15 protein-coding genes are annotated in these 24252 nt (G+C 50.8%); 4 read left to right on the top strand and 11 right to left on the bottom strand.

The window, feature by feature from the left end:
• Positions 1–103 precede the first annotated feature (103 nt).
• Complete coding sequence (gene lnt / locus DN748_RS10840; protein WP_112371853.1) at positions 104–1687, top strand: apolipoprotein N-acyltransferase; 1584 nt, start codon at positions 104–106, stop codon at positions 1685–1687.
• 23 nt (positions 1688–1710) lie between these two features.
• Here lnt and DN748_RS10835 read toward each other — a convergent pair whose 3' ends face one another.
• The 3 genes from DN748_RS10835 to DN748_RS10825 form a co-directional block, all read right to left on the bottom strand.
• A complete protein-coding gene (locus tag DN748_RS10835) occupies positions 1711–2019 on the bottom strand; it encodes a hypothetical protein (protein WP_112371852.1) in 309 nt (102 codons plus the stop codon).
• A gap of 147 nt (positions 2020–2166) precedes the next feature.
• Positions 2167–3897 carry a PspC domain-containing protein gene (locus DN748_RS10830; protein WP_112371850.1) on the bottom strand — a complete coding sequence of 577 codons (1731 nt, stop codon included), beginning with the start codon at positions 3895–3897 and terminating at the stop codon, positions 2167–2169.
• Positions 3890–4234, bottom strand: a complete 345-nt coding sequence (locus DN748_RS10825; RefSeq protein ID WP_112371848.1) for a PadR family transcriptional regulator — start codon at positions 4232–4234, stop codon at positions 3890–3892. The genes DN748_RS10830 and DN748_RS10825 overlap by 8 nt, the downstream gene beginning before the upstream one ends.
• 328 nt (positions 4235–4562) lie before the next feature.
• Between DN748_RS10825 and DN748_RS10820 the strand changes: the two genes are divergently transcribed.
• Positions 4563–5783 (top strand): MFS transporter, encoded by a 1221-nt coding sequence (locus tag DN748_RS10820; RefSeq protein ID WP_201741467.1) that lies wholly within the window; start codon positions 4563–4565, stop codon positions 5781–5783.
• 76 nt (positions 5784–5859) lie between these two features.
• Positions 5860–6312 carry a DUF4442 domain-containing protein gene (locus DN748_RS10815; protein ID WP_112371847.1) on the top strand — a complete coding sequence of 151 codons (453 nt, stop codon included), beginning with the start codon at positions 5860–5862 and terminating at the stop codon, positions 6310–6312.
• Positions 6313–6352: 40 nt separating this feature from the next.
• Here DN748_RS10815 and DN748_RS10810 read toward each other — a convergent pair whose 3' ends face one another.
• From DN748_RS10810 to DN748_RS10775, 8 genes are all read right to left on the bottom strand, one after another.
• Complete coding sequence (locus DN748_RS10810; RefSeq protein WP_112371845.1) at positions 6353–8863, bottom strand: hypothetical protein; 2511 nt, start codon at positions 8861–8863, stop codon at positions 6353–6355.
• A gap of 124 nt (positions 8864–8987) precedes the next feature.
• Positions 8988–9983, bottom strand: a complete 996-nt coding sequence (locus DN748_RS10805; protein WP_112371843.1) for a hypothetical protein — start codon at positions 9981–9983, stop codon at positions 8988–8990.
• A 53-nt stretch (positions 9984–10036) separates the two neighbouring features.
• Positions 10037–12634 (bottom strand): DUF819 family protein, encoded by a 2598-nt coding sequence (locus DN748_RS19395; RefSeq protein ID WP_112371841.1) that lies wholly within the window; start codon positions 12632–12634, stop codon positions 10037–10039.
• Positions 12615–13667 carry a dipeptide epimerase gene (locus tag DN748_RS10795; RefSeq protein ID WP_112371839.1) on the bottom strand — a complete coding sequence of 351 codons (1053 nt, stop codon included), beginning with the start codon at positions 13665–13667 and terminating at the stop codon, positions 12615–12617. Before DN748_RS10795 ends, DN748_RS19395 begins: the two co-directional genes overlap by 20 nt.
• A complete protein-coding gene (locus tag DN748_RS10790; RefSeq protein WP_112371837.1) occupies positions 13667–15082 on the bottom strand; it encodes a RagB/SusD family nutrient uptake outer membrane protein in 1416 nt (471 codons plus the stop codon). Before DN748_RS10790 ends, DN748_RS10795 begins: the two co-directional genes overlap by 1 nt.
• Before the next feature lie 13 nt (positions 15083–15095).
• Positions 15096–18485 (bottom strand): SusC/RagA family TonB-linked outer membrane protein, encoded by a 3390-nt coding sequence (locus tag DN748_RS10785; RefSeq protein ID WP_112371836.1) that lies wholly within the window; start codon positions 18483–18485, stop codon positions 15096–15098.
• Positions 18486–18576: 91 nt separating this feature from the next.
• Positions 18577–19542, bottom strand: coding sequence for a FecR family protein (locus DN748_RS10780; RefSeq protein WP_112371834.1), 966 nt, complete (start codon positions 19540–19542; stop codon positions 18577–18579).
• A 179-nt stretch (positions 19543–19721) separates the two neighbouring features.
• On the bottom strand, positions 19722–20300 hold the full coding sequence (locus DN748_RS10775; protein ID WP_112371832.1) for an RNA polymerase sigma-70 factor: 579 nt from the start codon (positions 20298–20300) through the stop codon (positions 19722–19724).
• 702 nt (positions 20301–21002) lie between these two features.
• Here DN748_RS10775 and DN748_RS10770 point away from each other — a divergent pair.
• On the top strand, positions 21003–24242 hold the full coding sequence (locus DN748_RS10770) for a SusC/RagA family TonB-linked outer membrane protein (protein WP_236636840.1): 3240 nt from the start codon (positions 21003–21005) through the stop codon (positions 24240–24242).
• Positions 24243–24252 lie beyond the last annotated feature (10 nt).

Genomic DNA, 24252 nt, shown 5'->3' with positions numbered 1-24252 from the left:
ACAAGATTAATGGTACTTTAGTATAAATTTCACCAAACTTTGGTAACTTGCCCGTTGGTATACGATAGCAAACGACCCGTAGCAGGTCGGAAATACGGTAAGAATGACAAGAAACAATTTAATCCTGGCCCTGTCCTCGGGGCTGTTACTTGCGGCCGGGTGGCCGGTGTACGGTATTCCCCTTTTACTCTTTGTAGCCTTTGTACCGCTGCTGCTGGCAGAGCGGAACATACGGCTGTCCGGTACCGGGAGAAAGGGGCTTAAGGTCTTCGGGCATGCCTATCTCACATTCCTTATATGGAACGCGGTAACCACCTGGTGGATATGGTATTCCACGGCTTTCGGGATGTTTTTTGCCATACTGGTCAATACCCTGCTGATGACCCTGGTCTTCTGGGGATATCACCTGCTGGCCCGTAAGCTGCCGCCCAAAATTCACCTCGTCTTCCTGCCGGCACTGTGGATTTCTTTTGAGAAATTTCACCTCAACTGGGATTTTTCCTGGCCCTGGCTGAACCTGGGAAATGCCTTTTCGGAATACCCCGCCTGGATACAGTGGTACGAATATACCGGCACTTTCGGGGGCAGTCTGTGGATATGGATGGTAAATATCGGGTTGTTTGCGGCGGTATGGTCGTTCCGGGAAAGCGGTCATAAAAGCCGCCTGGCGAGGGGAGTAGGTAAAAATGTGCTCCTGGTGGCACTTCCCGTCATCGTTTCGCTGTTGATGTATCACCGCTACGAAATGCCGGAAAAGAGCATGGAAGTGGTGGTACTGCAACCCAATATAGACCCGTACAGTGAAAAATATGAGATCGACAATGCCGCAATGGCCGCCAGGCTGGTCGAACTGGCTTCGGGATATGCCGATGGGCATACGGACTACGTGATAGCGCCGGAAACAGCCCTGTCGTCGGGGGCGGATATCGATGGGTTTGCCCGGTCGAGGGCCAGGTACCTGTTGCAGGAACTGCCCAGGAGGTATCCGGGACTGGATGTTATTGTGGGGGGCGATTTTTACAGGAAATATCCCGGACCCGGAAAGCCGACCCCTACGGCAAACAGGATCGGGGGAGGATGGTATGATGCTTATAATGCAGCGGTACAGATCGACAATACCGATAATTTGCAGTTCTATATCAAATCAAAACTGGTGGTGGGAGTCGAGAACCTTCCTTTTAAGGCTGTACTGGAACCCCTCCTGGGAAATATCATGATCGACCTGGGGGGCACCGTAGTTTCCCGTGCCACACAACCGGAGCCTTCGGTGTTTACCGGGAAGGCGGGGAAAGCGGCCCCCATTATCTGTTATGAGTCGATTTACGGGGAATACGTTGCCGGGTATGTGCGAAAAGGGGCCGATTTTCTGACGGTGATCACCAACGACGGCTGGTGGAGCAATTCGCAGGGACATAAACAGCATCTCAGTTACGCCCGCCTGCGCGCCATAGAAACCAGGAGAAGTGTGGCGCGGTCTGCCAATACGGGGATATCGGCCTTTATCAACCCCAGGGGAGATGTGTTGCAGACCCTGGCGTATGCTTCGGAAGGGGCACTTAAGGGCAAGGTAGTATTGAATGAGGAACAGACCTTTTATGTACGCTATGGCGACCTGATTGCCCGTATCTCCGTCCTGGTGGCCGGCCTGTTGGTGTTGTACGGTATCGGGAGGAAAAAAGGGGTTTAGTTGTTTAGTTCTTAGTTGTTAGTTCATAGGTGTGTCATTCCGACGATAGTGCCTGTCCCGACCTTTAGTCGGGGAGGAATCTCCGGGGCTTCCGTTATGCTGTTGAAATTCCTTTGATCCTGGCCGGCAGGCAGGTTCACTTTGTTCTGAATGACAACTCCCGAATTCTGAATTCTGAACTCCGGACTCTGAACTAAAAAAAGTGTCTGGGCGCTCCTGCTGTGGTCACTGCCGGCATGTATTGCCGGAGACTGCGGAATATCCCCGAAATCGCAGGAGGATAGCAGGGCAGATAAAATGGCGGTAACGAGTAGTTTTACCAGGGTTGTCATAACAGTAGTGTTTTTTTTGATGGATGATGGTTTGTTAATGACTTCGCCAATACTGTTGTCGAAGTAGTGCAGCAAAGTTGTAAGATTTGATGTTACGGTCACATAATTTGTGACCGGATTGTTGTTTTAGACGGATGAAACGCAGGGTCAGGACCCGGTTTTTACCCGGATCCCGTTTCTGTTGATCTCTACTTTTACATTTTCGCCGTTCTCATCCTGTACGTCGATATCGATACCTTCCGAATCGATCTTTACGTCGTGCGGTTCCACTGTTTCGGTATCGGCATCCATGCGCTCCTCACAGTCCAGGCACCGGAGTTTTCCCTCTTCCATTTTCCAGAAGTGCCCTTTGAGGTCGGCATGGTAAAGCCTGGCCTGTTCATGGGTACTGTGCCCGATGCGGATGTCGGAGTGATGGTCTATAAAGAATACCGTGCCCTCCGGCAGGGATACGCGTACATAGGCCTCCTGGTCCCGGTATTTGTTCCCGTAGTCGGTAAGTACGTAATTGCGGAGGAAAACGGTATTCCCCGAGGTACTGAAACCGTAGTCTATCCTGGATGCTTCCTCCCTTGCCTTGCGAAAGCTGCTGCTTTCGGCCTTTTTTTCGATATCGAGAAAAGCGAGGGAATCTTCCGAAGGGACAAAGTCGTAAACCACATCCTCTATATAGAGTTTCCGGCTGCCGTCGAGGACAATCTTGTCGATACGGTCGTTGTAGTAGCGATTGTCGGGAATCCCGGAGATCTCGTTTTTAAAGTACAGGGTATCCGGTACGGTGGCCGAGAGTACCTGTTTTTCGGAAATGCTCCCCTCGTAGATCTGTGCCGTGCCCTGGCGGACCCCAAAAGTGATCAGCGCTACGGTAGAAAGTATCCAGAGCCCCAGCAGGACGTACTTTGTCGTGCTGCCTATCGGCCTCAGGTCGTCTACCAGTATCTTCATTCCGAGACGGAACAACAGGAAAAACGGAATGCCTGCGGCAAACAGTATCATGAGCGCTATTGCCCACACCGGTATCCCGGAGATATTGCTCACTTCGATATGGTGTGCCCATTCGCTGTCTGAAAAAGCCGACACACATGCGGCGATAAGTCCCGTAAACAGGGCAATAAGGGTACTGCCTGCTATAAAGACGAGCAGGAGGCCTATAAACTTGCCAAAGACATTGAACAGGGCGGTCATGACCCTGCCGAGAAAGTCAAAAAAACTGCTGGTCCCCGACTTTACCTTGCTGCCCACCTTTTGGTAATCGACATTCCTGACTTTTTCAGATACCTCGCCGAAGCCTTCGCGCACCTTCTTTTCTATGTTACTGATGTTTACCGGTTCTCCTTTCATGGACAGTTTCTGGGAAGTGGTGGAAGCTTCCGGGATCAGTATCCATAGCAGGATATAGATAATGATCCCCGATCCGACCCCGGCTACGACCAGTAATATCCACAGCAGGCGTATCCACAGGGCATCGACCCCGAGATAGTGCCCGAGCCCGGAAGATACCCCGCCGATATATTTGTCGTCCGGATCGCGGAACAGTTTCTTGGGCGGTTTCCGGGTTTGATGATGGTCTTTCGGAGGTGCCTGCGTTTGCGGTTCGTCCTCAAAGATCTCTTCGTCTACCAGGTAGTCTTCCGGCTCTCCCATGATGGCGATCACCTCGTCTACCTCGGTCATCCCGATAACCTGCCGGTCGTTATTAACCTTTTCACTGAAAAGTTCGGCGATCCGGGCCTCGATATCGGCAATGATCTCGTCCCGGCCCTGGGAGTCGGTAAACGAACGCTTTATGGCCTCGAGATAGTCCCGGAGCCTGGTATAGGCATCCTCGTCGATGTGAAAGAAGAGTCCGCCCAGGTTTATGTTGGTTGTCTTATTCATGATCTGATGATTTTTGGCGTGTTACGATGGTTACAGCGTTGTGCAGTTCTTCCCAGGTGGAAGAGAGTTCGTTTAAAAACAGTTTCCCCGTGTCGGTAAGGGCGTAGTATTTCCGGGGCGGCCCGGAAGTGGACTCTTCCCAGCGGTATTGCAGCAGCCCCGCATTTTTCAGCCTGGTGAGCAAAGGATAGATCGTACCCTCTACCACAAGCATTTTTGCATCTTTCAGCGTTTCCAGGATTTCCGAAGCATATTTGTCCTTGTCCCTGAGAATGGACAAAATGCAGTATTCCAGAACTCCCTTACGCATCTGTGCCTTGGTGTTTTCGATCTTCATGAGTTCATAATGCTTTAATTAACTGTTCGTTTTTTGATGGATGGATGATATGATGATGGATATTTTTTTATAGCCTGATATTTTCTTATGCAAATATATATCTAAAAACAGGTATTATGCAAAACATAGTACTGTTTATTAACTTTATTTTAACTTTTTAAAAGGATTGTTTAACGTGATATGCCTAACTTTGCCAGTGTTTTCCGGTCGTTACAGGCTTGTTCTGCATTTCCTGGAATTATTCAAAAAGGGCAGGAGGCAGGAAAGAACCGGCAGTGGTGTAACTACCCGGAGTTATGATTGCTATGAAATATGTAAATCCGAAATCATGCCCTTGCTTTTAAAGAGCACTACATTCCGCGCTTTCCGGAACCGTAATTATGCCTTGTTCTTTACAGGGCAATCCATTTCCCGGATGGGCATGTGGATGCAGCGTACGGCGGTGATATGGGTCGTATACAGTATGACGCATTCCTCTTTCATGCTGGGGCTTACCCTCTTTGCCGAGCAGTTCCCCTCTTTTCTTTTTTCGGCTCTGGGCGGAATAGTATCAGACCGTTATGACCGGTATAAGCTGATACTGCTCACCCAGTCGCTTTCCATGGTACAGGCGGTAATCCTTACGGTGGTCACCTATACGGGGCACGATTCGGTATGGGTGTTGCTTGTGCTCAGTGCTGTATTGGGCACCATCAATGCCTTTGACGTTCCGGCCCGGCAGCCCCTGGTACATGAGATGGTGAACGAGCCGGAAGACCTTCCCAATGCGCTTTCCCTGAATTCCTCGCTGACCAATCTCGCAAAGATGGTCGGACCTGCACTGGCAGGGATCGTACTGTCTGAATGGGGGGCAGGGACCTGTTTCCTGGTAAATACCGTCAGTTTTATAGCTATTATTGTCTGTCTTTCACTGATGAAACTCCCGCCGCAACCGCCACGGCCTCAGAAGCAGAAGGTAGGAAAAGAGCTCCGGGACGGGTTTCGGTATCTCTGTAAAACTCCCGAAATAGGATTGCCCCTGCTGATGCTTACCCTGGTAAGTCTCCTGGTGTTGCCATACAGTACCCTGCTGCCGGTATTTGCAAAAGTGATCTTTGAGGGCGATGCTACGACCTATGGCTATATTATGGGCTTTATAGGATTGGGGGCAATTTCCGGGGCATTTTTCCTGGCATCACTGAGGGAAGGGAGCAGGCTAAAGAGGATACTGGCCGTAAATACGGTGATCCTCGGCGTATCCCTGGTACTGTTTTCCCGGATCGATAATCTCAGTGTTGTATTGTTCTTTGCCGTGCTTATCGGTTTCGGGGCCATGGCACAGACCACTGTGTGCAATATATTGGTGCAGACCAAATCGAAACCGGAAATGCGCGGCAGGGCCATGAGCTACCAGGCGATGGCCGCTTTCGGTATGATGCCGCTCGGCGGATTGCTCGTAGGGACCCTGTCTGAACATATAGGGGCTCCTGCAAGTTTACTGATACAGGGAATAACAGCCTTGCTGATCGTCTTGTGTTTCTACCGTTTTTTATGGGGCAGGGGCAGGTGAACTGCCTGAAAGTATTTGACCGGATGGGCTTCCGGTTCCGGATAATTTAATACCTTGTGGTATCAATTTTCAGATTATGGAAATAACGCCCCGGAAACTGAATACTTTCACGATGCTTAAATTGCCTTCAGCCTGGTTATGCGGGGTAAGGGTAAGGCATCTCGATGCGGAAAGCTGTATAGTAACCGTTCGCCACAGGTGGATCAACCAGAATCCCTTTAATTCCATGTTCTGGGCGGTACAGGGTATGGCTGCCGAACTTTCAACCGGCGCCCTGGTCATGGCCGCGATCCGGAAAAGCGGTAAACGCATCTCCATGCTTGTAGCCAATAACAACGCAAGTTTTACCAAAAAGGCAAGAGGGCGTATCACCTTTACCTGTAACGGCGGAAAGCTGATCGGCAATGCCCTGCAACGTACCGTAGAGACCGGGGAGGGACAGACCTTCCGGATGCGGTCCGTAGGGAAGGATGAGCAGGGAGATATTGTTTCTGTCTTTAATTTTGAATGGACCGTAAAAGTAAAATAGGAAGCTTCCTGTTTTAACCGCCCGGTTCCCGAAATGCCCCCTAATAATGGGTCACGTAGTAATCAAAGTACTTGCAATACGTTTTTACCTCCCTGTAAAAACCGGTATGCTCATACGCCTTTAGCTTTTTAAAATAAGACCGGTACCGGGACGTCTTTATGTCTATCCTGGCAGCTTTTCTTTTGTTGTAATCCACGTTTTTCAGGTTGTTCAGCTCCTTGTCGGTCCGGGTACTGTAAAAAATACCCTGTTCACATTTGGAAGCGGCAAAGAGAATCCTCGCTTTGAGCTCCTCGTCAGCGGTCTGTTCCAGGGCCCGGTCCAGGTAAGACAGCGCAATCTCAAAATCGTCGTAGTACCAGGATGTCCAGCCGTAATTCTTGAAATAAAGCAGGTATTCAGGGGCTGTCCTGTCGAACTGTTCGTTCCAGCTGAAATAGTTATGGAATTTATAGCTCTTGCCATTGCTGTTACTGAAGGTAAGGAACTGCCGGTAATAGCCGATCAGGGAGGTGTTAAAATAGAAATTGCCCAGCAGGTAACCCGCCCTGGCGGCCTTGTCGCCCCGGCCTGCGGCTTCTTGTTCGAGCCGGATCAGCGCCCGGCTGAGCTCTTTTTTGTTCATGGAGGGCCCGATCATATCGAAATCCCCGAGGTAATCTGTTTGCATCACCATGTTGTCGGGGCATTCGAAACACTCCATACGGTTATATCCGAAAACGTCCGACGGGATACCCGAGAAGCCCTTAAAGCCATAAAAGTCACGGTCTACTTCGTCGAAAAAGGGAGCGGCCTTTTCCGGTTCCCCCTGCCTCAGGTAAATATTCCCTTTCATATTGGCGATATAGCTTTTTATATCAAAATCCCGCTGTCTTACCATTTTTCTCAGGCTGTCGTCATAGACCTCCGGGGCCAGGTTTTCCGCCAGGAAATGTTCGAACTCATTCTTGTTCTTTTTGTGATAGAATTTCTCTATCGCTTCCAGCAGCTGAAGTTGCGGGTAGGCTTCCAGTTCACTGATATCGTTCTGCAACAGAAAAGCCTTGGCATAATCCTCCTGCAGAAAATAGCGGTTGGCCAGAATGTCGATCACAAAATTCCCGGTACTGCCCATATCCGGGCTATAGGGATCTTTTTCGGGATCTTCCCGGAAAATATGGCCGAACCTTTTCATCAGCTGCTTTTCGAAGCCGGGTGTTATGGTTTCCTGTTCGCTTATGGTGATCAGCATGGAGAGTTTGTCTTTCTGTGCATCAAACCTCTTATTCCCGGGAGTGATACTTTCGAGGGTGAGCCCGGCCCTGTCGTAATCCCCCTGTATAAAATAGAGCCAGGCCGTGGTGAGTTTCCAGAACTCCTGTTCCTTGATCTCCGGGTTTTTCGACTGGCTCTCCGAGATGCGTAGCGTTTCTTCCAGGAAGGTGTTGTCGTTGTGGTATCTGTTCAGGGGAATACGGTAATTATCCCGGTCTTTCAGGCAGTCCGGATGGTTGTACGGGCAGTTGTAGCTTACGGGAAAATAGTTCCTTTCGAGCTGATTCACGGCCCGGACCATAAGCACCTTGGCCTGCGGGGCATTGGGATCATTTTCCAGGATCTTGCGTATGGAGGAGAGGGGATTGTTAAAATCGCGATAACCCAATAGCATATAGAGATCGTTTTTTTCGTTCGTGGTCCCGGCCTCTGTCAGCAGTTTCTCAAAATCGAGGTCGCGGGTTACCAGCATGGAGGTATATGCCTGTTCCTTGCGGTTCCTGGTATGGGTGAAGAAGCGGAAAAAATCATGGTGTGCCTGCATAAAATTCCCGAGTGCCCTTTCGGCCCCGCCTTTCTGGTCGAGGGCGTAGTAGTACATAATAGGTTTGTGGTGCAGCGACTCCACATAATCGTTAAAATACCCGATGGCTTCGGGGTAGTGCCCGCTGTAGTGTGCAAACCGTACCAGTTGATAACCGTAACGTATCCTGAGGTTTTTGTCGGTTTCTGCGTGCCAGCTTTTCTCCAGTACGTTGATCACCTCGTCGTAATCCAGTTCGCCCGCATGATGTTCGGGAGCATTGCCCCAGGAATACCTGCGGTCTCCCTTTACCGCCATATAGGGAGCGAGGTATTTGGCATAGGCGAGGTAAAGCAGGGCCTGCTTGTGTTTTTTGGTAAAATTCCCGTCGGCAAAAGCGAGCCTGTCGTCTTCCACGCTATTTCCTTTTGCCAGTGCCCTCAGGTCCTGGCGATCGGCCTTCAGTACCAGGTATTCCGTTTCTTCGTAGGAGAGTTGCAGGTAATCTTCCCAGTCTTCGATATTTTCATCGGTCCGGGGCAGAAGGTCTTTTTCACTGTCGTAGAACCGGTTGTCATAAGACAGCAGGAAAGCCTTGTATTGGGGTTCTTCCATGTTTTCCTGGGCAAAAAGGTTGTAGTACATGTAGTCGTCGCCCCATCCGCCGGCACAGAAGGATATTTCGGGTTGATGCGGATTGCCGGCTTGAAGGGTTACACAGAAAATCCAGGAAATTATACAAGCCGTGAAATACCGGTATGGTTTGAAGATCATAGTGATACGATTGAAATATGACAATGACAGGATATGCGGTGTGCCTCGTTTTTTAGGGAAGGCAGAGTAAAGATACTATAACATCGGGAAATAAAAATACCGGCTTTCCACTATTTTATGCTTTTTACCGGAGATCCTCCGGTGAAAAGCGTTGCAGGAAAAGACTGTCCAGGTGATAATACACATAATCGTAGGGGCGTTGCAGTTTGGCTTCGAGGAAAAGTCTTGTCTCTTTTAGCAGCTCCGGAGATATTTCTTCTACTCTCATATGGAACCCCTTGTTGAGGTATATCCCTTTCAGGAAAACATCTTCGGTTACTTCGTAGGTATGGGGAGCCGTTCGGCGGAAGTCAGGAGATTGCAGTTCGCTTTCGGCAACGCCGTTGATCAGTTTCGACCTGCCGAGGTGATTGGTTACCACGGCCCATGAATAGAGCGGAAGGGCTATATCCATTTTTATGGGGTAGGTGTCAATGGTCCTGAGATAGTCTTTGAGCAACCCGGTATCGAGAATGGAATTTTTCCCGTTATCTTCTACGGGGCTGGATGTGGCGTAGGCCATCAGGTACACCTTGTCTGCCGGGGGAATACCGGTACGGTCGCGGTATTTTACCTGATGCAGCCGCAGTGTACAGCTTATTTTTTTTCCGGATATCTTTTTGAGCTGCTCCAGGAAAGCGAAATAAGTGTCCCGGGTGCTTTCCGTCCAGTCGCAATCGATCTGTATTTCGTCGGAGGCCTCCAGTCCGTGGTCGCCCGCGATCTGCCTGATAAGGCTGTTAATATCCTCTGCCAGTGACTTCCCTCCCGGATGCCCGGCACTTTTCATCACCCGGTTGGTTATGAAAACTACGGGGATATAGGCAGCCTGTAGTATCTCCGGGTTGAAATCACCAACAACAGATACCGGTGCGGGGGCTCCCTGAACGAGGTCCACATCGAAGAAACGCATATAGAGCCGGTCTGCCCCCAATGCGCTGAAATAGTCTTTTTCGGTATCTTCGATCTGCACATGGCTTTTCCAGTAATAGAACTGTACTGAATGCGGAATATCCTTCCGGCAGGACAGGAACAGGAAAGCACAGCTGATAAGGACAATACGGGTAAAACCGGGATGCATACTGTTACGGTATAAAATACGGTCAATAATACAAAGATTTTACCGTATACCGGTTACATCATACCGAATATATCAGACAGGATAATGCCACACAGGTATGCTCCGTAAGTTCCCACGGCATAACCGAGTACGGCCAGCAGTACTCCTACGGGAGCGAGATAGGGGCTGAACGCAGCTGCCACGATGGGTGCGGACGCCGCCCCCCCGATATTGGCCTGACTGCCCACGGCGATAAAAAAGAACGGGGCCCTGATCAGCCGGGCTACGGTAAGCATGATCACAATGTGGATCAGTATCCATACGATGCCGATAAGAAAAAATTTCGGGTTGTCCAGTACCGCACCGAGGTCCATGTGCATCCCGATGGTTGCCACGAGGATATACAGGAATACCGTCCCTGTTCTGGAGGCGCCGTACCGCTCTGCCTGCCGCACTTTTGTAAAGGATAATACCAGCCCGAAAGTGGTGGCGAGAACGATAAGCCAGAAAAAACTGCTGGTCAGGGAGTATTTTTCCAGTTGGGGGTAATGCTTTGTGAAAAAGGGTGCTATGATATCGGCCAGGAAATGCGCCAGCCCGGTAATTCCGAAGGCGATGGCTGCGAGCACCATAAGCCTGTTGGCCGTTACCGGCAACCACTGCCCGGCCTGTTGGTGTTCCAGCCTTTTTTCGAGTTCGTAGATGGGGCGGCTATCGGCCTTCAGCCATTGGTCTATGACCTGCGGGCGCTGCGACCAGTACAGTAAAAACCCCATCCACAGGTTGGCTACCAGGACATCTACAGCAATCATCTGCGCAAAGAGGTCCGAACTGGCCCCGAATATCTCGTACATTGCCGTCTGGTTGGCCCCGCCACCGATCCAGCTTCCCGCAACGGTAGTGAGCCCGCGCCATACCTCTTCGCCGTTGCTGTAGAGCACATCGGGAAATATGCTTCCCGTAAGGAACAGGGCTAAGGGGGCACCGATAATAATCCCTGCCGTTCCGGCGAGGAACATGATAATGGCCTTGTTTCCCAGCTTGCGGAGTTCCCCGAAATTGATACTGATGGTAAGCAGTACCAGGCTGGCCGGGAGCAGGTAACGCGAGGCCACGAAATACAGGCTGCTGTGCGACCCGTCGATAAGGCCGAAGGTGTTCATCAGTGCCGGGATAAAATAGCACAGCAGTACGGAGGGAATGATCCTGTAAAACCGCTTCAGGTAAGGGTTTGCACTGGACGATGTGACGAAGATCAGCCCGAGTGCAATGACCAGGAGGCCAAAAGTGACGGCATCGTTGGTGATCAATGGGGAGGAAGCTTCCTCCCGGTGCTGCAGTAACTGTTTTACCAGGTCTGCTTTTGAGGTTTCCCCTTTATCCCTGTATTTTTTTTCCAGCGCGGAAAGCGCTTCCATATCCCATTCCGCATCCCTGTGCCGGTTTGCCCACCCGGTGATATTATCGCTGTTAAGGGTACAGATCTCCTTTTGCAGCAGATCGGATATTTCAGGTCTGGGGAGTACCAGGGGGCTTCCGCTTACAAACCGGTCCAGCGCAGTGCGCACCGCTTTCATATAGGCGGTTTCATGGGTATTGTTGAGCAATACGACAAGGCTTCGGGAGGCGGTAAACCGCTTTATATAAGACAGGTTCCCGGCCCAGCTCCCGGTGTGGTATACGATTTTTCCCAGGCTGTCGTTCTCTTGCACATGCCATCCGAAGCCGTAGTCGGAATCGTCTCCGGAGGGGGGATGCGGAGTAAATGCCAGGGCTTTGCTTTCCGCATTCAGCAGCTTGTCGGTATACAGTATACTGTCCCATCTGATAAGGTCGTCTACGCTGGAAGACAGTCTTCCGGGCCCCAGGCGGCCACTGAGAAAATGGTAATAGAATTTTCCCGGAAGGGTTTCGGGGTTTACAAGGCTGCAGTTTTCCGTATCCAGCCGGTATCCGGGCGCATAATGGTCCAGGTGCCAGATACTGTCACGTTCGTAAAAACCGCTGGAATCCATTCCGGTCCGCTCAAAGACATGCTCCCTGAGAAACTGGTCCAGGGGCTGCCCGCTCACCCGGTGTACCACTTCGGCCAGGAACATATACCCCGAGTTGGAATAGTGGTACCGGGTACCGGGAGTACTTTCCAGGTGTGGTTTCTGTGTGCTGAAATAAGCGGTGATATCGGCATTATATGCGATACGGGTGGTATCCCAGTGCTGCCGGAAATACGGTTCGTAGTCCGGAAGCCCCGAAGTATGTGTAAGCAGGTGGCGAACCGTGATGCCGGGATACGGAAAATCCTCTCCGAGGTAGGCCTGAACAGGCTGGTTGATATCGAGCAGCTGCCGCTGTTGTAACAGCATTACCGCGGCAGCCGTAAACTGTTTGGAGACCGAGGCAATTTCCATCGCTGTCCCGGGAGTAAAGGGTGTTTGCTGTTTGAGGTTGGCGAAACCGTATCCTTTTTTGAAAATGAGCTTGCCCTCTTTTTTAACGGCAACTGCGCCGTTGAACATCTTTTGGTTATAAAGGGTCGTAAAAAAACGGTCCAGTTGCTGTTCGTATGCCGTTGTGGCTGCCGCCGGTTTCTCTTTTGGGGCAGGAGTACAGGCGAAAACGAGCAGTACCAGGCTGCAAATACTGCCAATTGGGTTAAGAAGTCTTCTGTTCATCAGCTTTGATTTTTTCCCATTCGGGGGTTTTCAGGCCTATGCCCGGACGCTTGTTCTGGGTGATAAGGCCGTCTCTGAGCAGGTGCCCGTCAAAAGGGTCGTTGGTAATCCCGAGATTACCGTCCAGATCGGTCCAGTCGGCCAGGGCGCCGAGCTGGGAAGCGGCGGCTATGGCACAGGAGGTTTCCGACATGCATCCCAGCATGACCCTGAGCCCGGCTTTTCTGGCAGTCATTGCCATGATGAAGGCCTCCCTCAGCCCTGTGGATTTCATGAGCTTGATATTGATGCCGTGGTAAAAATTCTTTGCGGTCATTACATCCGGAATCCGCTGTATCCCTTCATCCCCGACGAGGGGAAGGGGAGATTGCGGGGCCAGCCATTCCATATCCGAAAAGGCTGTTTTCGGCATGGGCTGCTCTATGAAAACGGCTCCCTCTTCCCGGAGCCACAGTATTTTTTCGAGCGCTTCCCCACGGTCCTTCCAGCCCTGGTTGGCGTCGATATACAGGGGTTTGTCCGTTTCCCGGCGGACGGCCTCGATGATCCCGCGGTCGTTATCCCCGCCCAGTTTTATCTTGAGGTACCTGAACCCGGAAGCTTCCCTGACCCTTTCCCGTATGATGTCCGGGCGGTCTATCCCGATGGTTTTGCTGGTGGGCAGTGATCTTTCCGAAAGGCCGAAATACCGGTGTACGGGCATCCCGAGCAGCTTTCCGACAAGGTCGTGCAGGGCGATGTCCACAGCAGCTTTTACCGCGGGATTTCCGGGAGCGATATCATCTATATAACCGAGGATATCTTCCGTGCGGAGCGGGTCCTTAAAAACCGAAAGGTCGACCTGCGAGAGAAAACCGGTGGCCGAAGCTATACTTTCCCCGTAAAGCGGGGGCATGGACGCTTCTCCGAAACCCTCCGCTCCTTCAAACCGCAGCCGGACCAGGACAGCAGGGGTGCTGGTCCTGGCTCCGCCGGCAATGCGGAATACGTGTTTTTTAAGAAGGGTGTAGGGTTTATATGATAACTGTATCATTAATACCCCGGGTTTTGCGGTTTGATGTTCGGATTGGCATTGATCTCGTTCAGCGGGATCGGCAGGATAAACTTGTCATTGGGATAGGCCACTTCCAGCACGTTCTCGCTCTGTATGATACGCACGTCTTTTTTATTGCGGTTGAGGTCGAACAGCCGGTGCCCTTCGAAGGCCAGTTCTTTCCTCCGTTCCTCGAGGATACGGTCTACCAGGCCCTGTCCGCTTCCGGTGACCCCGGCGGCACCGGGATCGGCCCGGTTGACCACGGCCATCAGGTCGTCCCGCGCCAGGTCCGGTTTATCGGTTTTGGCATACGCTTCTGCCCTGATAAGGTATTGTTCTGCCAGGCGGAGGACCTTCATATTGTCGTCCCATGACGTTCCGTTCGGAAATTTATAGACAAAAAGCGCATCGTCTTCGGCCCCGGTCTTGGACCCCCGGTTTATGGCTTCCAGCCGGGCATCGCCACTGTCGTACAGTTCATACAGCTCTTCGGGTACCAGCGCATCGGCATAACCCGCCGGATCAAAGAAGTGCCCTATGCTGTTGGTCCCGGCATTGTCGGCAACGGTATTGACGACCTCAAAGATCGATTCGGAATTGAACGCCTCACTCCACAGTTCGGGATAGCTGCCGTTCGGAACGAGGGTGTACCCCCCGTTTTCCAGGACATCGGTACTGAGGGTAATGGCCATTTCGTAATTTTCCTGGTAGAGATATGCCCTTGCGGCCAGTGCTTTTGCCGCGTATATGGTAAACCTGCCGTTCTTCCGCTCTTCCGTCATTTTATGGATTGCGGTCTCCAGGTCGCTGTTTACCTGGTCGTAGACCTCTTTTACCGTATTGCGGGAGGGGGCTATCTCATTGTCTTCGGAACGGGCGATCACGGGAACCCCGTCATGGCCGGCATCTGCGGTGAAGTTATAGGGCTGTGCGAAGAGACGGACCAGGTCGAAATGCGCCAGCGCCCGGAGTGCATAGGCTTCTCCTACGAGCTGGTCTATTTCCTGTTGCTGGCCGTCGGTCACGGCTTCCAGGCTTTCTCCCCCGTCTATGGCCTTGGTGGCATTTACGATGACTTCGTACATCAGGTTCCACAACCCGTCCGAATAGGAGTCTTCCTCGGTGACCGCAAAACTTTCGTGATCGAGGTATCTCCCGGTATTCCTGGAACTCAGGTAGAGATTGTCCGCCATCAGTTCGGGGATAACGTACATGCTACGTCCGTAATAATCACTGCTCTGCAGCTTGCTGTATACCCCGTTAATGGCTGTCCGGAGGGTGTTGATATCGGTGATTGCCTGTTCCGACGAAACATTTTGCTCGGGTTCTATGTCCAGAAAATCACTGCCGCAGGAGCTGGCCGCCAGTACGATGAGCAGTGAACAGATGGTATTTTTTATATATGAGATCATAGTTTTTCAGTTTTTAGAATGAGAGATCGAGTCCGAAAAGGAACTGTTTGGATATCGGGATGCGGAGATCCGACTGGCCGTCGATACCTACCTCGGGATCTATTTCTATTTTATCGTCCCTGACCCAGGTGAGCATATTGGTGGTTTTGATATAAAACCGGAGGCTGCTGATCGACAGGGTCTGGGTAACACTTTCCGGAAGGCTGTAAGAGAGGGTTACATCTCTCAGCCTCATATAGGTACCGTCGTAAAGAAAACGGGTAGAGTGCTGGGTAGAGGTTCCCGACTGGGTATTTCCCCACATCATTTTGGGAACATCGGTAATGTCGCCGGGCTGCTGCCACCTGTTGTCGTAAATGTTCTGCGTCATGTTTCCCCTGTCGTTCAGGCCTGCACTACCGTCGCTGTTGGTGTATCTTCCCCAGCTGTCATAGACCTTGTTCCCGTAATTCAGGTAGAGCAGGAAAGAAAGGCCGAAGTTCTTATAGGTAAAGCTGTTGGTAAGCCCCGCATAGAATTTCGGGAGTGCGCTTCCCTGTTTAAAGGGCTGTGCTTCGGCATACCGGTTTGTGGTAGCGGTTTTGGTCTCGTCTATATACCACAGGGCATCGCCGTTATCAGGATCAACACCGGCATATCCGGGCATGTAGAAGGTGTAGAAATCGTCGCCGATTTCCCTGATATACTGCCCGTCTACTATGGCACTGTCGTCCTGCAGTTTGGTGATTTCGTTGTTGTTGGAGGTGAAATTGAGATTGGTGTTCCACCCGAAACCTTCCGGGTTCTCGATATTGACGGAGTTCAGCGAAACTTCCCATCCCGAATTTTTCATCTCCCCGATATTCGCCAGGTAACTGGTAAGCCCGTTGGTGGCTGAGATGGGCACTTCAAAAAGAAGGTCGGTAGTGGTACGGGTATAGTATTCCACGGTACCGCTCAGGCGGTTGAACAGGCCGAAATCGAGCCCAATATTAAAGGGTTTGTTCTTTTCCCAGGTGAGCAGGGGGTTAGACTGCTGGCTGTAGGCATAGCCGGGTTGCCCGTCGTAATCCTCGCCGGTGGCATAGAGGCCCCGGGAAGCGAAATCCCCGATCTCCTGGTTGCCGTTTATCCCGTAGCTGCTCCTGAACTTGAGGCTGTTTACAAAACTCACATCATCCATAAAATCTTCCGAACTGATGTTCCAGGCCACCCCTACGGAACCGAAATTGGCATAGCGCACGTCTGACCCGAACCTGGACGAACCGTCTCTCCGGGCGGTGACATTAAAAATGTACTTGTTTTTGTAGCCGTAGTTTATATTGAAAAAATAGGAAGCAATGGAAGAAGCGGTCTTACTGCTGGAGGCTTCCCGGTACACCGAGGCGTTTTCCAGTGTAGTAAGCCCGGGGGCACCGTAATTGCTGGCATAGGCATATACCGAACTCCGGGTTATTTTCTGTGCTTCCTGCCCGAGAATAAAGTTCAGGTTGTGATCTCCGTCGATCTGCCACCGGTACTTGAGCAGGTTGGTAATATTGTAATTGAGGATCTTGTTGTCGTAAGCCTGGCCCCGCCCGCCGTCGTTCCGTCCTGCTCCGAAATACGGATTGTCGTACTGGAATTCGTCGGCGAGGTTAAAGTCGATGTTTCCCTTGCTTTCGAAACTGAGGTTGTCGGTAAAGTTGTAGGTGAGCCCGAGGTTCCCGATAATACCGTATAGTTTGGTCTCGCGGATATTCTCTTTTACCATTCCCACCGGGTTATAGGTAAGTAGGATATCGGTGTTGTACGTACCGTCTTCGTTGTAAACAGGTTCCCAGGGTACGACCCTGAACAACGCCCTTACCGGGTTGGCAGCACTTCCTGCGTCGCTGTTGGTGTGGAGTTTCTGATGACTGGCCGATACGCCGAAGTCGATTTTCAGCTTGTCGGTCGCCTGGTGGGTCACATTGAGTTTGGCATTGAGTTTTTTATAATCGATGCCGATAATGACCCCTTCCTGTTCAAACAGGCCGAGGGAGGAGTAAAAAGTGGTTTTTTCGTTTCCCCCGGTGGCACTGAGGTTGTACTGTTTATACTGCCCGTTCCTGGTGATGACATCAACCCAGTCGGTATTGACATCCCTGTTGATCCGGCTGTAGATATAGTCTTCAGCATTGGCCAGGCTTTCGCCGGAATTGACACGGGCCTCCACCAGCAACTCCGACAACTGGTCGGTGGCCAGGGGCCTTAACCTGTCGGGCAGGATCATGCTGCTGATCCCGTACTGGGTGCTGAAATCGAAGGTGGTCTTTCCCGACCGGCCTTTTTTGGTGGTGATCAGGATCACCCCGTTTGCCCCCCGTGAACCATAGATGGCCGTGGCCGAAGCATCTTTCAGTACCGTTACTGAAGCGATATCCTTGGGGTTGAGCCCTGCAATGGTATTGGAACTGGTGGCGATCTCGGCAATGTTGCCGGATATTACCGGGATCCCGTCGATGACATACAGGGGGTCGGACCCGGCATTTATGGAGCCTATTCCCCGGATACGGATATTGGGGGCGGCACCCGGCTGCCCGCTTTGCGTAGACATCTGCACCCCGGCCACATTGCCCTGAAGGCTTTCCTGAAAGGAGGGGAGGGGAGACTCTTCCAGTTTTTTGATATCCACATTTACCGCGGCCCCGGTGTAAGAGGCTTTGCTCTGGCTGTCGTAAGCCACTACGATGACCTCGCTGAGCTGGTCGGCTTCGGATTCCAGGTGAATGGTAAAATCGGTCTGGCTCCCGTCGATGGCGATGACTTCTTTTTTAAAACCGATATACGTGAGTTCCAGCACGTCGCCTTCACCGGCACTGATACTGAAATTACCGTCAAAATCGGTCTGTGTCCCCGAGGTGGTCCCCCGGATAAGGATATTGACCCCCGGGAGGGGCGTACCCGTATCGTCCAGTACGGTTCCGGTAATGGTAAGCTGGTCCTGCCCGGATGTTTCGGCAAGCGCGGTTTCCGGCAGGCCGGGGTCGTTGTATGGTAGCCCGTCTTTTTTACCCTGAACTGCCGTAATATCCCTGTACAGCACGATGTTCCGGCTGAGAATACGGAATTTGATATCCGTATTGTGGAGCACCGTTTGAAGCACTTTTGTGATATCCTCACTGTTGACAGAAACATTTATTTTGAGTTGTTCGTCGACTATCTTGTTGTTGTAGAAAAAGATATAATCCGTTTGCTTTTCTATAGTACTCAATACTTCTTTAAGCGAAATATTCTTGTGGTCGAGTTGTACGTGTTGCCCGTAAGCCGACGGGGCCCATGCCGATATCCGGACGATGGTGAGACAGAGAAGGAGGGAATAGATCTTCATAATGCGGAAAAGTGTGCGTGAACAGAACCACGAAGGAGTGGCCCGCCGTGCGACGAGTTGCTTTTTTTTCATAACTTTAAGCGATTTTTGATTGTTAAATACCCTTTAGCAATTTGGATCCTTATTTCAAGGGAGGTGTTGCCGCACTTCCCTTTTTCAGATCCTACCTGCGTTGTTCTAAGCTGATGATGTTTTTTTCCTTGTCATAAGTATAATGTATTGGTGATGATGTTTTCAGTATGTTCATAACCTGCTCTATGCTGTATTCCCTGAGAAATTTTCCGGAGAAGGAATAGTCTTCGAGCTCCGGGGAGGCGATCCGGACGGATACCCCGTACCACCTCCCGATGTCTTCTGCAACATTGCGCAGCGGGCTGTTGTCAAAGGTAAGTACTCCTTCTTTCCAGGAGGTTACCGAGGAGGTGGAAACCTGTTCCACGCTTATTTTCCGGTTTTCGGGATCAAAAACGGCTTGTTGTTCAGGAGAGAGTACTGCCGAAGGGGCCGTACTGTTCTTTTCGTAGAGTTCCACTTTCCCGGTGACCAGGGTGGTCTTTACCGTGGTGTTCTCCTTGTAGGCCTTTATGTTAAAACTCGTTCCCAGTACCTTTATGCTGATCCCCTTGCCGGTTTCCACAATAAACGGCCGGTCTTTATCGTGGGTAACGTCGAAAAATGCCTCACCGTTCAGTCTTACGGTACGTGTGCCATCATTAAAACCGGGGACTATTTCCAGGCTGCTCTCGGAATTCAGGGTCACCTTACTGCCGTCGGGGAGTACGAAGTTCTTTTGTTCGGTCTGTCCCGCATTGTACGCGGTATACGGTTTGCCTGCTTCCGGCCCTGAAGTGACCAGCAGGCCGGTAATGCCCAGTAACAGGGCAATCATTGCCGCCGCCGAAATACCGTAATATCTCCTTTTCCGGCTTTTGGTCCGGGTCACAAACCTGCGCCATTCCACAGGGACATCGATTTTGTCCTGCGATTGAAAACGCGCGACCTGTTCCGCTTTCAGGCGGTTAAAATACAGCCGGTTTTCCCGGGAGTCCCTGATCCATGAAATGACCTTCAGCCGGGAGTCCCGGTCGCCTTCCCCGGCTATGAATTGTAAAAGTTCTTTTTCGTCCATACATATCAAGAACGATTTACAATTTAATTACCCCTATGTTAAATAACTGTTTTTTTTATATGGATACTGTTTTTATCTTGTACACAAGACAAAATACACTGATTATTGTCTTGTGTACAAGATAAATTTTCTATGCGTACAGGTTTCCTTTACGCATTGGTGGAGTGGTTTTTTCAGTTTTAAAGCAGGGAAGTGAGGTATTCCCCGAGCTCATTCCTCAAAAAACGGAGGGCTTTTGATATCTGGTTTTCAACGGTTTTGGGAGAGATATTAAGCTCATGGGCGATCTCGGCGTATTTGAGCCCTTCAAACCGGCTTTTGATAAAGATCTGCCGGCATGACGGGGGAAGCTGGTCGATAAGCCTGTTTACCTTCCGGGAAAGTTCCTGCTCGATACACAGCAGGCTCGGGTCGTCCCGCAGGGAATGCTCGAGTATGGCCGCCCGCTCCCTTTCCACTTCTTCCCGGTACCGGCGTTTTATTTTCTGATGCCTGAAATAGTCCAGGCATTCGTTCTTGACTATGGAGAACAGGTAGGAATTCAGGTTGGTATCGCTCGCCAGCCTGCTTCTCTTCTTCCACAGTTTGTAGAATGTATTCTGTACGATTTCGCGGGCATCTTCCGAATTTTCAATATAGCTGGCAGCAAAGTGATGCAGCTTTTCGAAGTAAAGATGAAATAATGCCTCGAAAGCTGCTGTTTCTCCTTTTTTCAGCTGGTGGATAAAAAAAGAATTATGTATGCCGTTTGTCTGCAAACTTTATTGAAGATTAGTGCAGGACAAGGTAAACAATTTTGCGGAATTAATATATGAGTTAACCCTTGAAGCATCCCTGCTTATCTGGAGAAAAGAATATGTAAAGATGATCTTCAGGAGGATATAGCCAAAACAATACATGATAAAGAAAAAACCCCCTTTCGGGGGCGTGCTAAATAAAACCAAAACTAACCTTGTAACACTTACGTAAATATAGGAATAATTTCTTACATATGGTGTAGATGATATTTTAATTTTGTAAAAATGCCGTTATTTTAATGTTAACTGCCTCCCTGCCTGCCTGAAAGGGGGGCGGGATTTAGTCCGGGACGGAACCCGTATTTCCTGTGAGGGAAGCTAAATGTACAAAGGAACCGGAAATGATGCCCCGAACTTCACGAGGGGGGATACCCAGACAAGTTTCTTAATGTTATGTGAATTTCATATATCTTAAAATGTTGTCGACAACGCTGTTTTTTAAGTGTATTTATGTTTATTTTTTTATTGTATTTTAATTTTGGTAACCCTTTTTTTATTTAAAATTAAATTCGGATATTAGTGTTTTAATTACATTTCATTTGATTTTAACATAAAAAAGGAGGAATATGCGCTTTTATATTACAGTTATATAGTATTAAAAAGGATTTTCGCAATGGTATGGCGGAGGTCCTTTTATGTATCAACCCGAATAAACATGAACTTATGAAAACAAACGGATCTATTGCCTTTCGGGCATTATTTCGAAGTATGGCCTATCTTTTTTTGTTAGGTGGTATGGGAACATTGGGGTATGCCCGTGCGGCGGGCCCCGGGGAACACGTGATAACCGGAGAGCACCTCTTCCTGCAGGTTACGGGCCAGGTTACCGCAAATACGGACGGAATGCCCCTGGCAGGGGCGAGTATTCAGGAAAAGGGTACGGATAACGGTGTCGTTGCTGATTTTGACGGAAATTTCAGCATAGAAGTATCCGGGCCGGATGCGGTATTGGTAGTATCGTATGTAGGCTTCAAAACCACGGAGGTGGCTGTAGGAGGGCAGGAGGTTGTCAATGTGGTACTGCAGGAAGACCTCGCCCAGCTCGACGAAGTTGTGGTGGTGGGGTACGGAGAGCAGAAGCGGGAAACCGTAACGGGTTCGGTAGCGACCATTCAGAGCAAGGACCTTGCGAAATCACCGACGGTAAACGTATCAAACGCTATCGCGGGGCGAATGCCTGGGGTGATAGCCACACAGGAAAGCGGTGAACCGGGAGCAGACGATTCGCAGATACGGATCAGGGGGACCAATTCTTTCGGGGATAGCAGTCCGCTGGTCGTGGTAGACGGGATCCCGGCCAGGGAAGGAGGGTTTTCACGGATAAACCCCGCGGATATCGAGAACATATCGGTATTGAAAGATGCATCTGCAGCCATTTACGGTGCCCGTGCAGCCAACGGGGTGATCCTGGTCACAACCAGACGGGGAAGCAGTGGAAAACCGAAATTCACCTATAACTATAACCTGGGCTTTGCCCAGCCGACGGTAATCCCCGACCTGGCCAATGCCGTACAATATGCAGAAATGAGAAACGACCTGGAAGTGTATAAACTTCCGGTGTCGGAATGGGGGAATGCCACTGCGGCCTTTCGGGAAAACGGTACCTATACCCGCCCGTCGGGAGGAACGCTAACTGCACCCTTTCTGCCGGATGATTTCGAGAAATTCCGCGATGGCTCCGACCCGTGGGGGCACCCGGATACTGACTGGTTCGATGCTACCTTCCAGGACTGGTCAAAACAGGAGCGCCATAATTTCCAGCTCAATGGCGGAAATGAGAACATGAAGTTCCTGGCTTCCGTAGGGTACCAGAACCAGGATGCCTATTATAAAAATTCTGCCACGAAATACGAACAATACGATATACGGGTCAACCTCGATGCCAAGGTGAGTGAGTATATCGATGCCCAGATCGGGATACTGGGAAGACAGGAAGACCGTAACTATCCTACCAAACCCGCCAGTGCCATTTTCAGGATGCTGATGCGCGGTAATCCCACGGAACCCGCATTCTGGCCCAACGGCATGCCCGGCCCTGATATAGAGTACGGGGAGAACCCGGTGGTTATCACTACCAGTCAGACGGGGTACGACCGTGACAGAAGGTATTATTTCCAGACCAACGGCAAGCTGGACATCAGGATACCGTGGGTAGAGGGACTGAAATTTACCGGGACCATAGCGGTCGATAAATATATCCAGCAGAAAAAACGCTGGGAAACACCCTGGTTTCTATATACCTTGCAGGGGGAGTACGAAGAGGACGGGACCACTCCTGAACTGGTGGCCGGAAAGCGCGGTCCTGCGGAGCCCAACCTGAGACAGGAAAACCAGGACCAGCTGAATATACTTCTGGGAGGAACCCTTACCTACGACCGTACTTTCGGGGATCACGAGATCAACCTGCTGGCAGGGGTAAACAGGGAAACGATCAGGAATGACAATTTTTTTGCGTTCCGCCGCTATTTTATCTCTGCGGTGATCGACCAGATGTTTGCCGGGGGAGATGCGGAAAAGGACAACGGGGGAGATGCCTGGGAGCGTGCCCGCCTTAACTATTTCGGGCGCGTGGGGTATAATTACAAGGAAAAATACCTGGCCGAATTCCTCTGGAGATACGACGGGTCGTATATGTTCCCGAAAGACAGCCGCTACGGTTTTTTCCCGGGGGTAATGCTGGGATGGCGCATCTCGGAAGAAAATTTCTGGAAAGATAATGTGTCTTTTGTGAATTATCTCAAACTCCGGGCTTCCTGGGGGCAGATGGGGAACGACAATATCTATTACGACCACGACGGAAACGGTGAGAAAACGCTACAGGAATACCAGTATTACTCTACCTACGGTTTCGGGTCGTATATCGCCAACGGAGGAGTGATGAAAACCCTGCTGGAGAGCAGGGTGCCGAACACCATGATCACCTGGGAAGAAGCCAATAACTACAATATAGGGCTCGACGGACAGTTGTTCAACGGGAGGGTGAATTTCGAACTGGACTTTTTCCTGAACAAGAGAAACAGTATCCTCTGGAGGAGGAATGCTTCGGTGCCCCAGTCTACCGGGATGACCCTGCCCGCAGAAAATATCGGTAAGGTAGAGAACCGGGGCTGGGAGTTCAACGTAGGGTACAACGGTGCCATAGGGGAGGTGCAGTATAATATAGGCGTGAACGGCGGTTATGCGAAGAACAAGATAAAGTTCTGGGACGAGGCCCCGGGGGCCCCGGCCTGGCAGCGCTCTACGGGCAAGCCGATAGATGCCGAACTGTATTACCTGTACGACGGGGTCTTTGCCGATGAAGAGGATATTGCCGCAAATACGCTGGATTACAGTGATATCACCAATACCCTCAGGCCGGGAGATATGAAGTATAAGGATTACGACGGCGACGGACGGATCACACCGGACGACCGGATAAGGCGCGACAGGAACAACCAGCCTACTTTCCAGGGAGGGCTGAACCTGGGGGCACAGTACAAGGATTTTGATCTTTCCATACTGTTCCAGGGAGCTACCGGCGGGGAACTCCGGGTGGGGACAGACGAATCGGGGGCCATAGGGAACTACCTGCTGGATTTCTATAACAACAGGTGGACGGTAGACAACCAGAGCAGTGTTCATCCCAGGATCACCGATCGCAGTGACCAGTATTTTTCCTTTGACAATACCTATTGGCTGAGAAGTACCAATTATATAAGGCTGAAAAACGTGGAGCTGGGATATAACCTGCCTTCGGCGATAGGAGAGAAGATCGGGATATCCCATCTCAGGGTATATCTGAGCGGGCTCAACCTGGTTACGTGGAGCAAGATCAAGGTGCTTGACCCGGAAGCATTGAATTCCACAGGACAGTATTATCCGCAATCCCGGATAGTGAACATGGGCGTATCGGTAACCTTTTAAATTTCTGCAC

This window comes from Sinomicrobium soli (assembly GCF_003285545.1).
In the GTDB taxonomy this organism is placed as follows: domain Bacteria; phylum Bacteroidota; class Bacteroidia; order Flavobacteriales; family Flavobacteriaceae; genus Sinomicrobium.
Note: the sequence above shows the minus strand (reverse complement) of the source record. Positions and strands in the feature narration are given on the sequence as shown.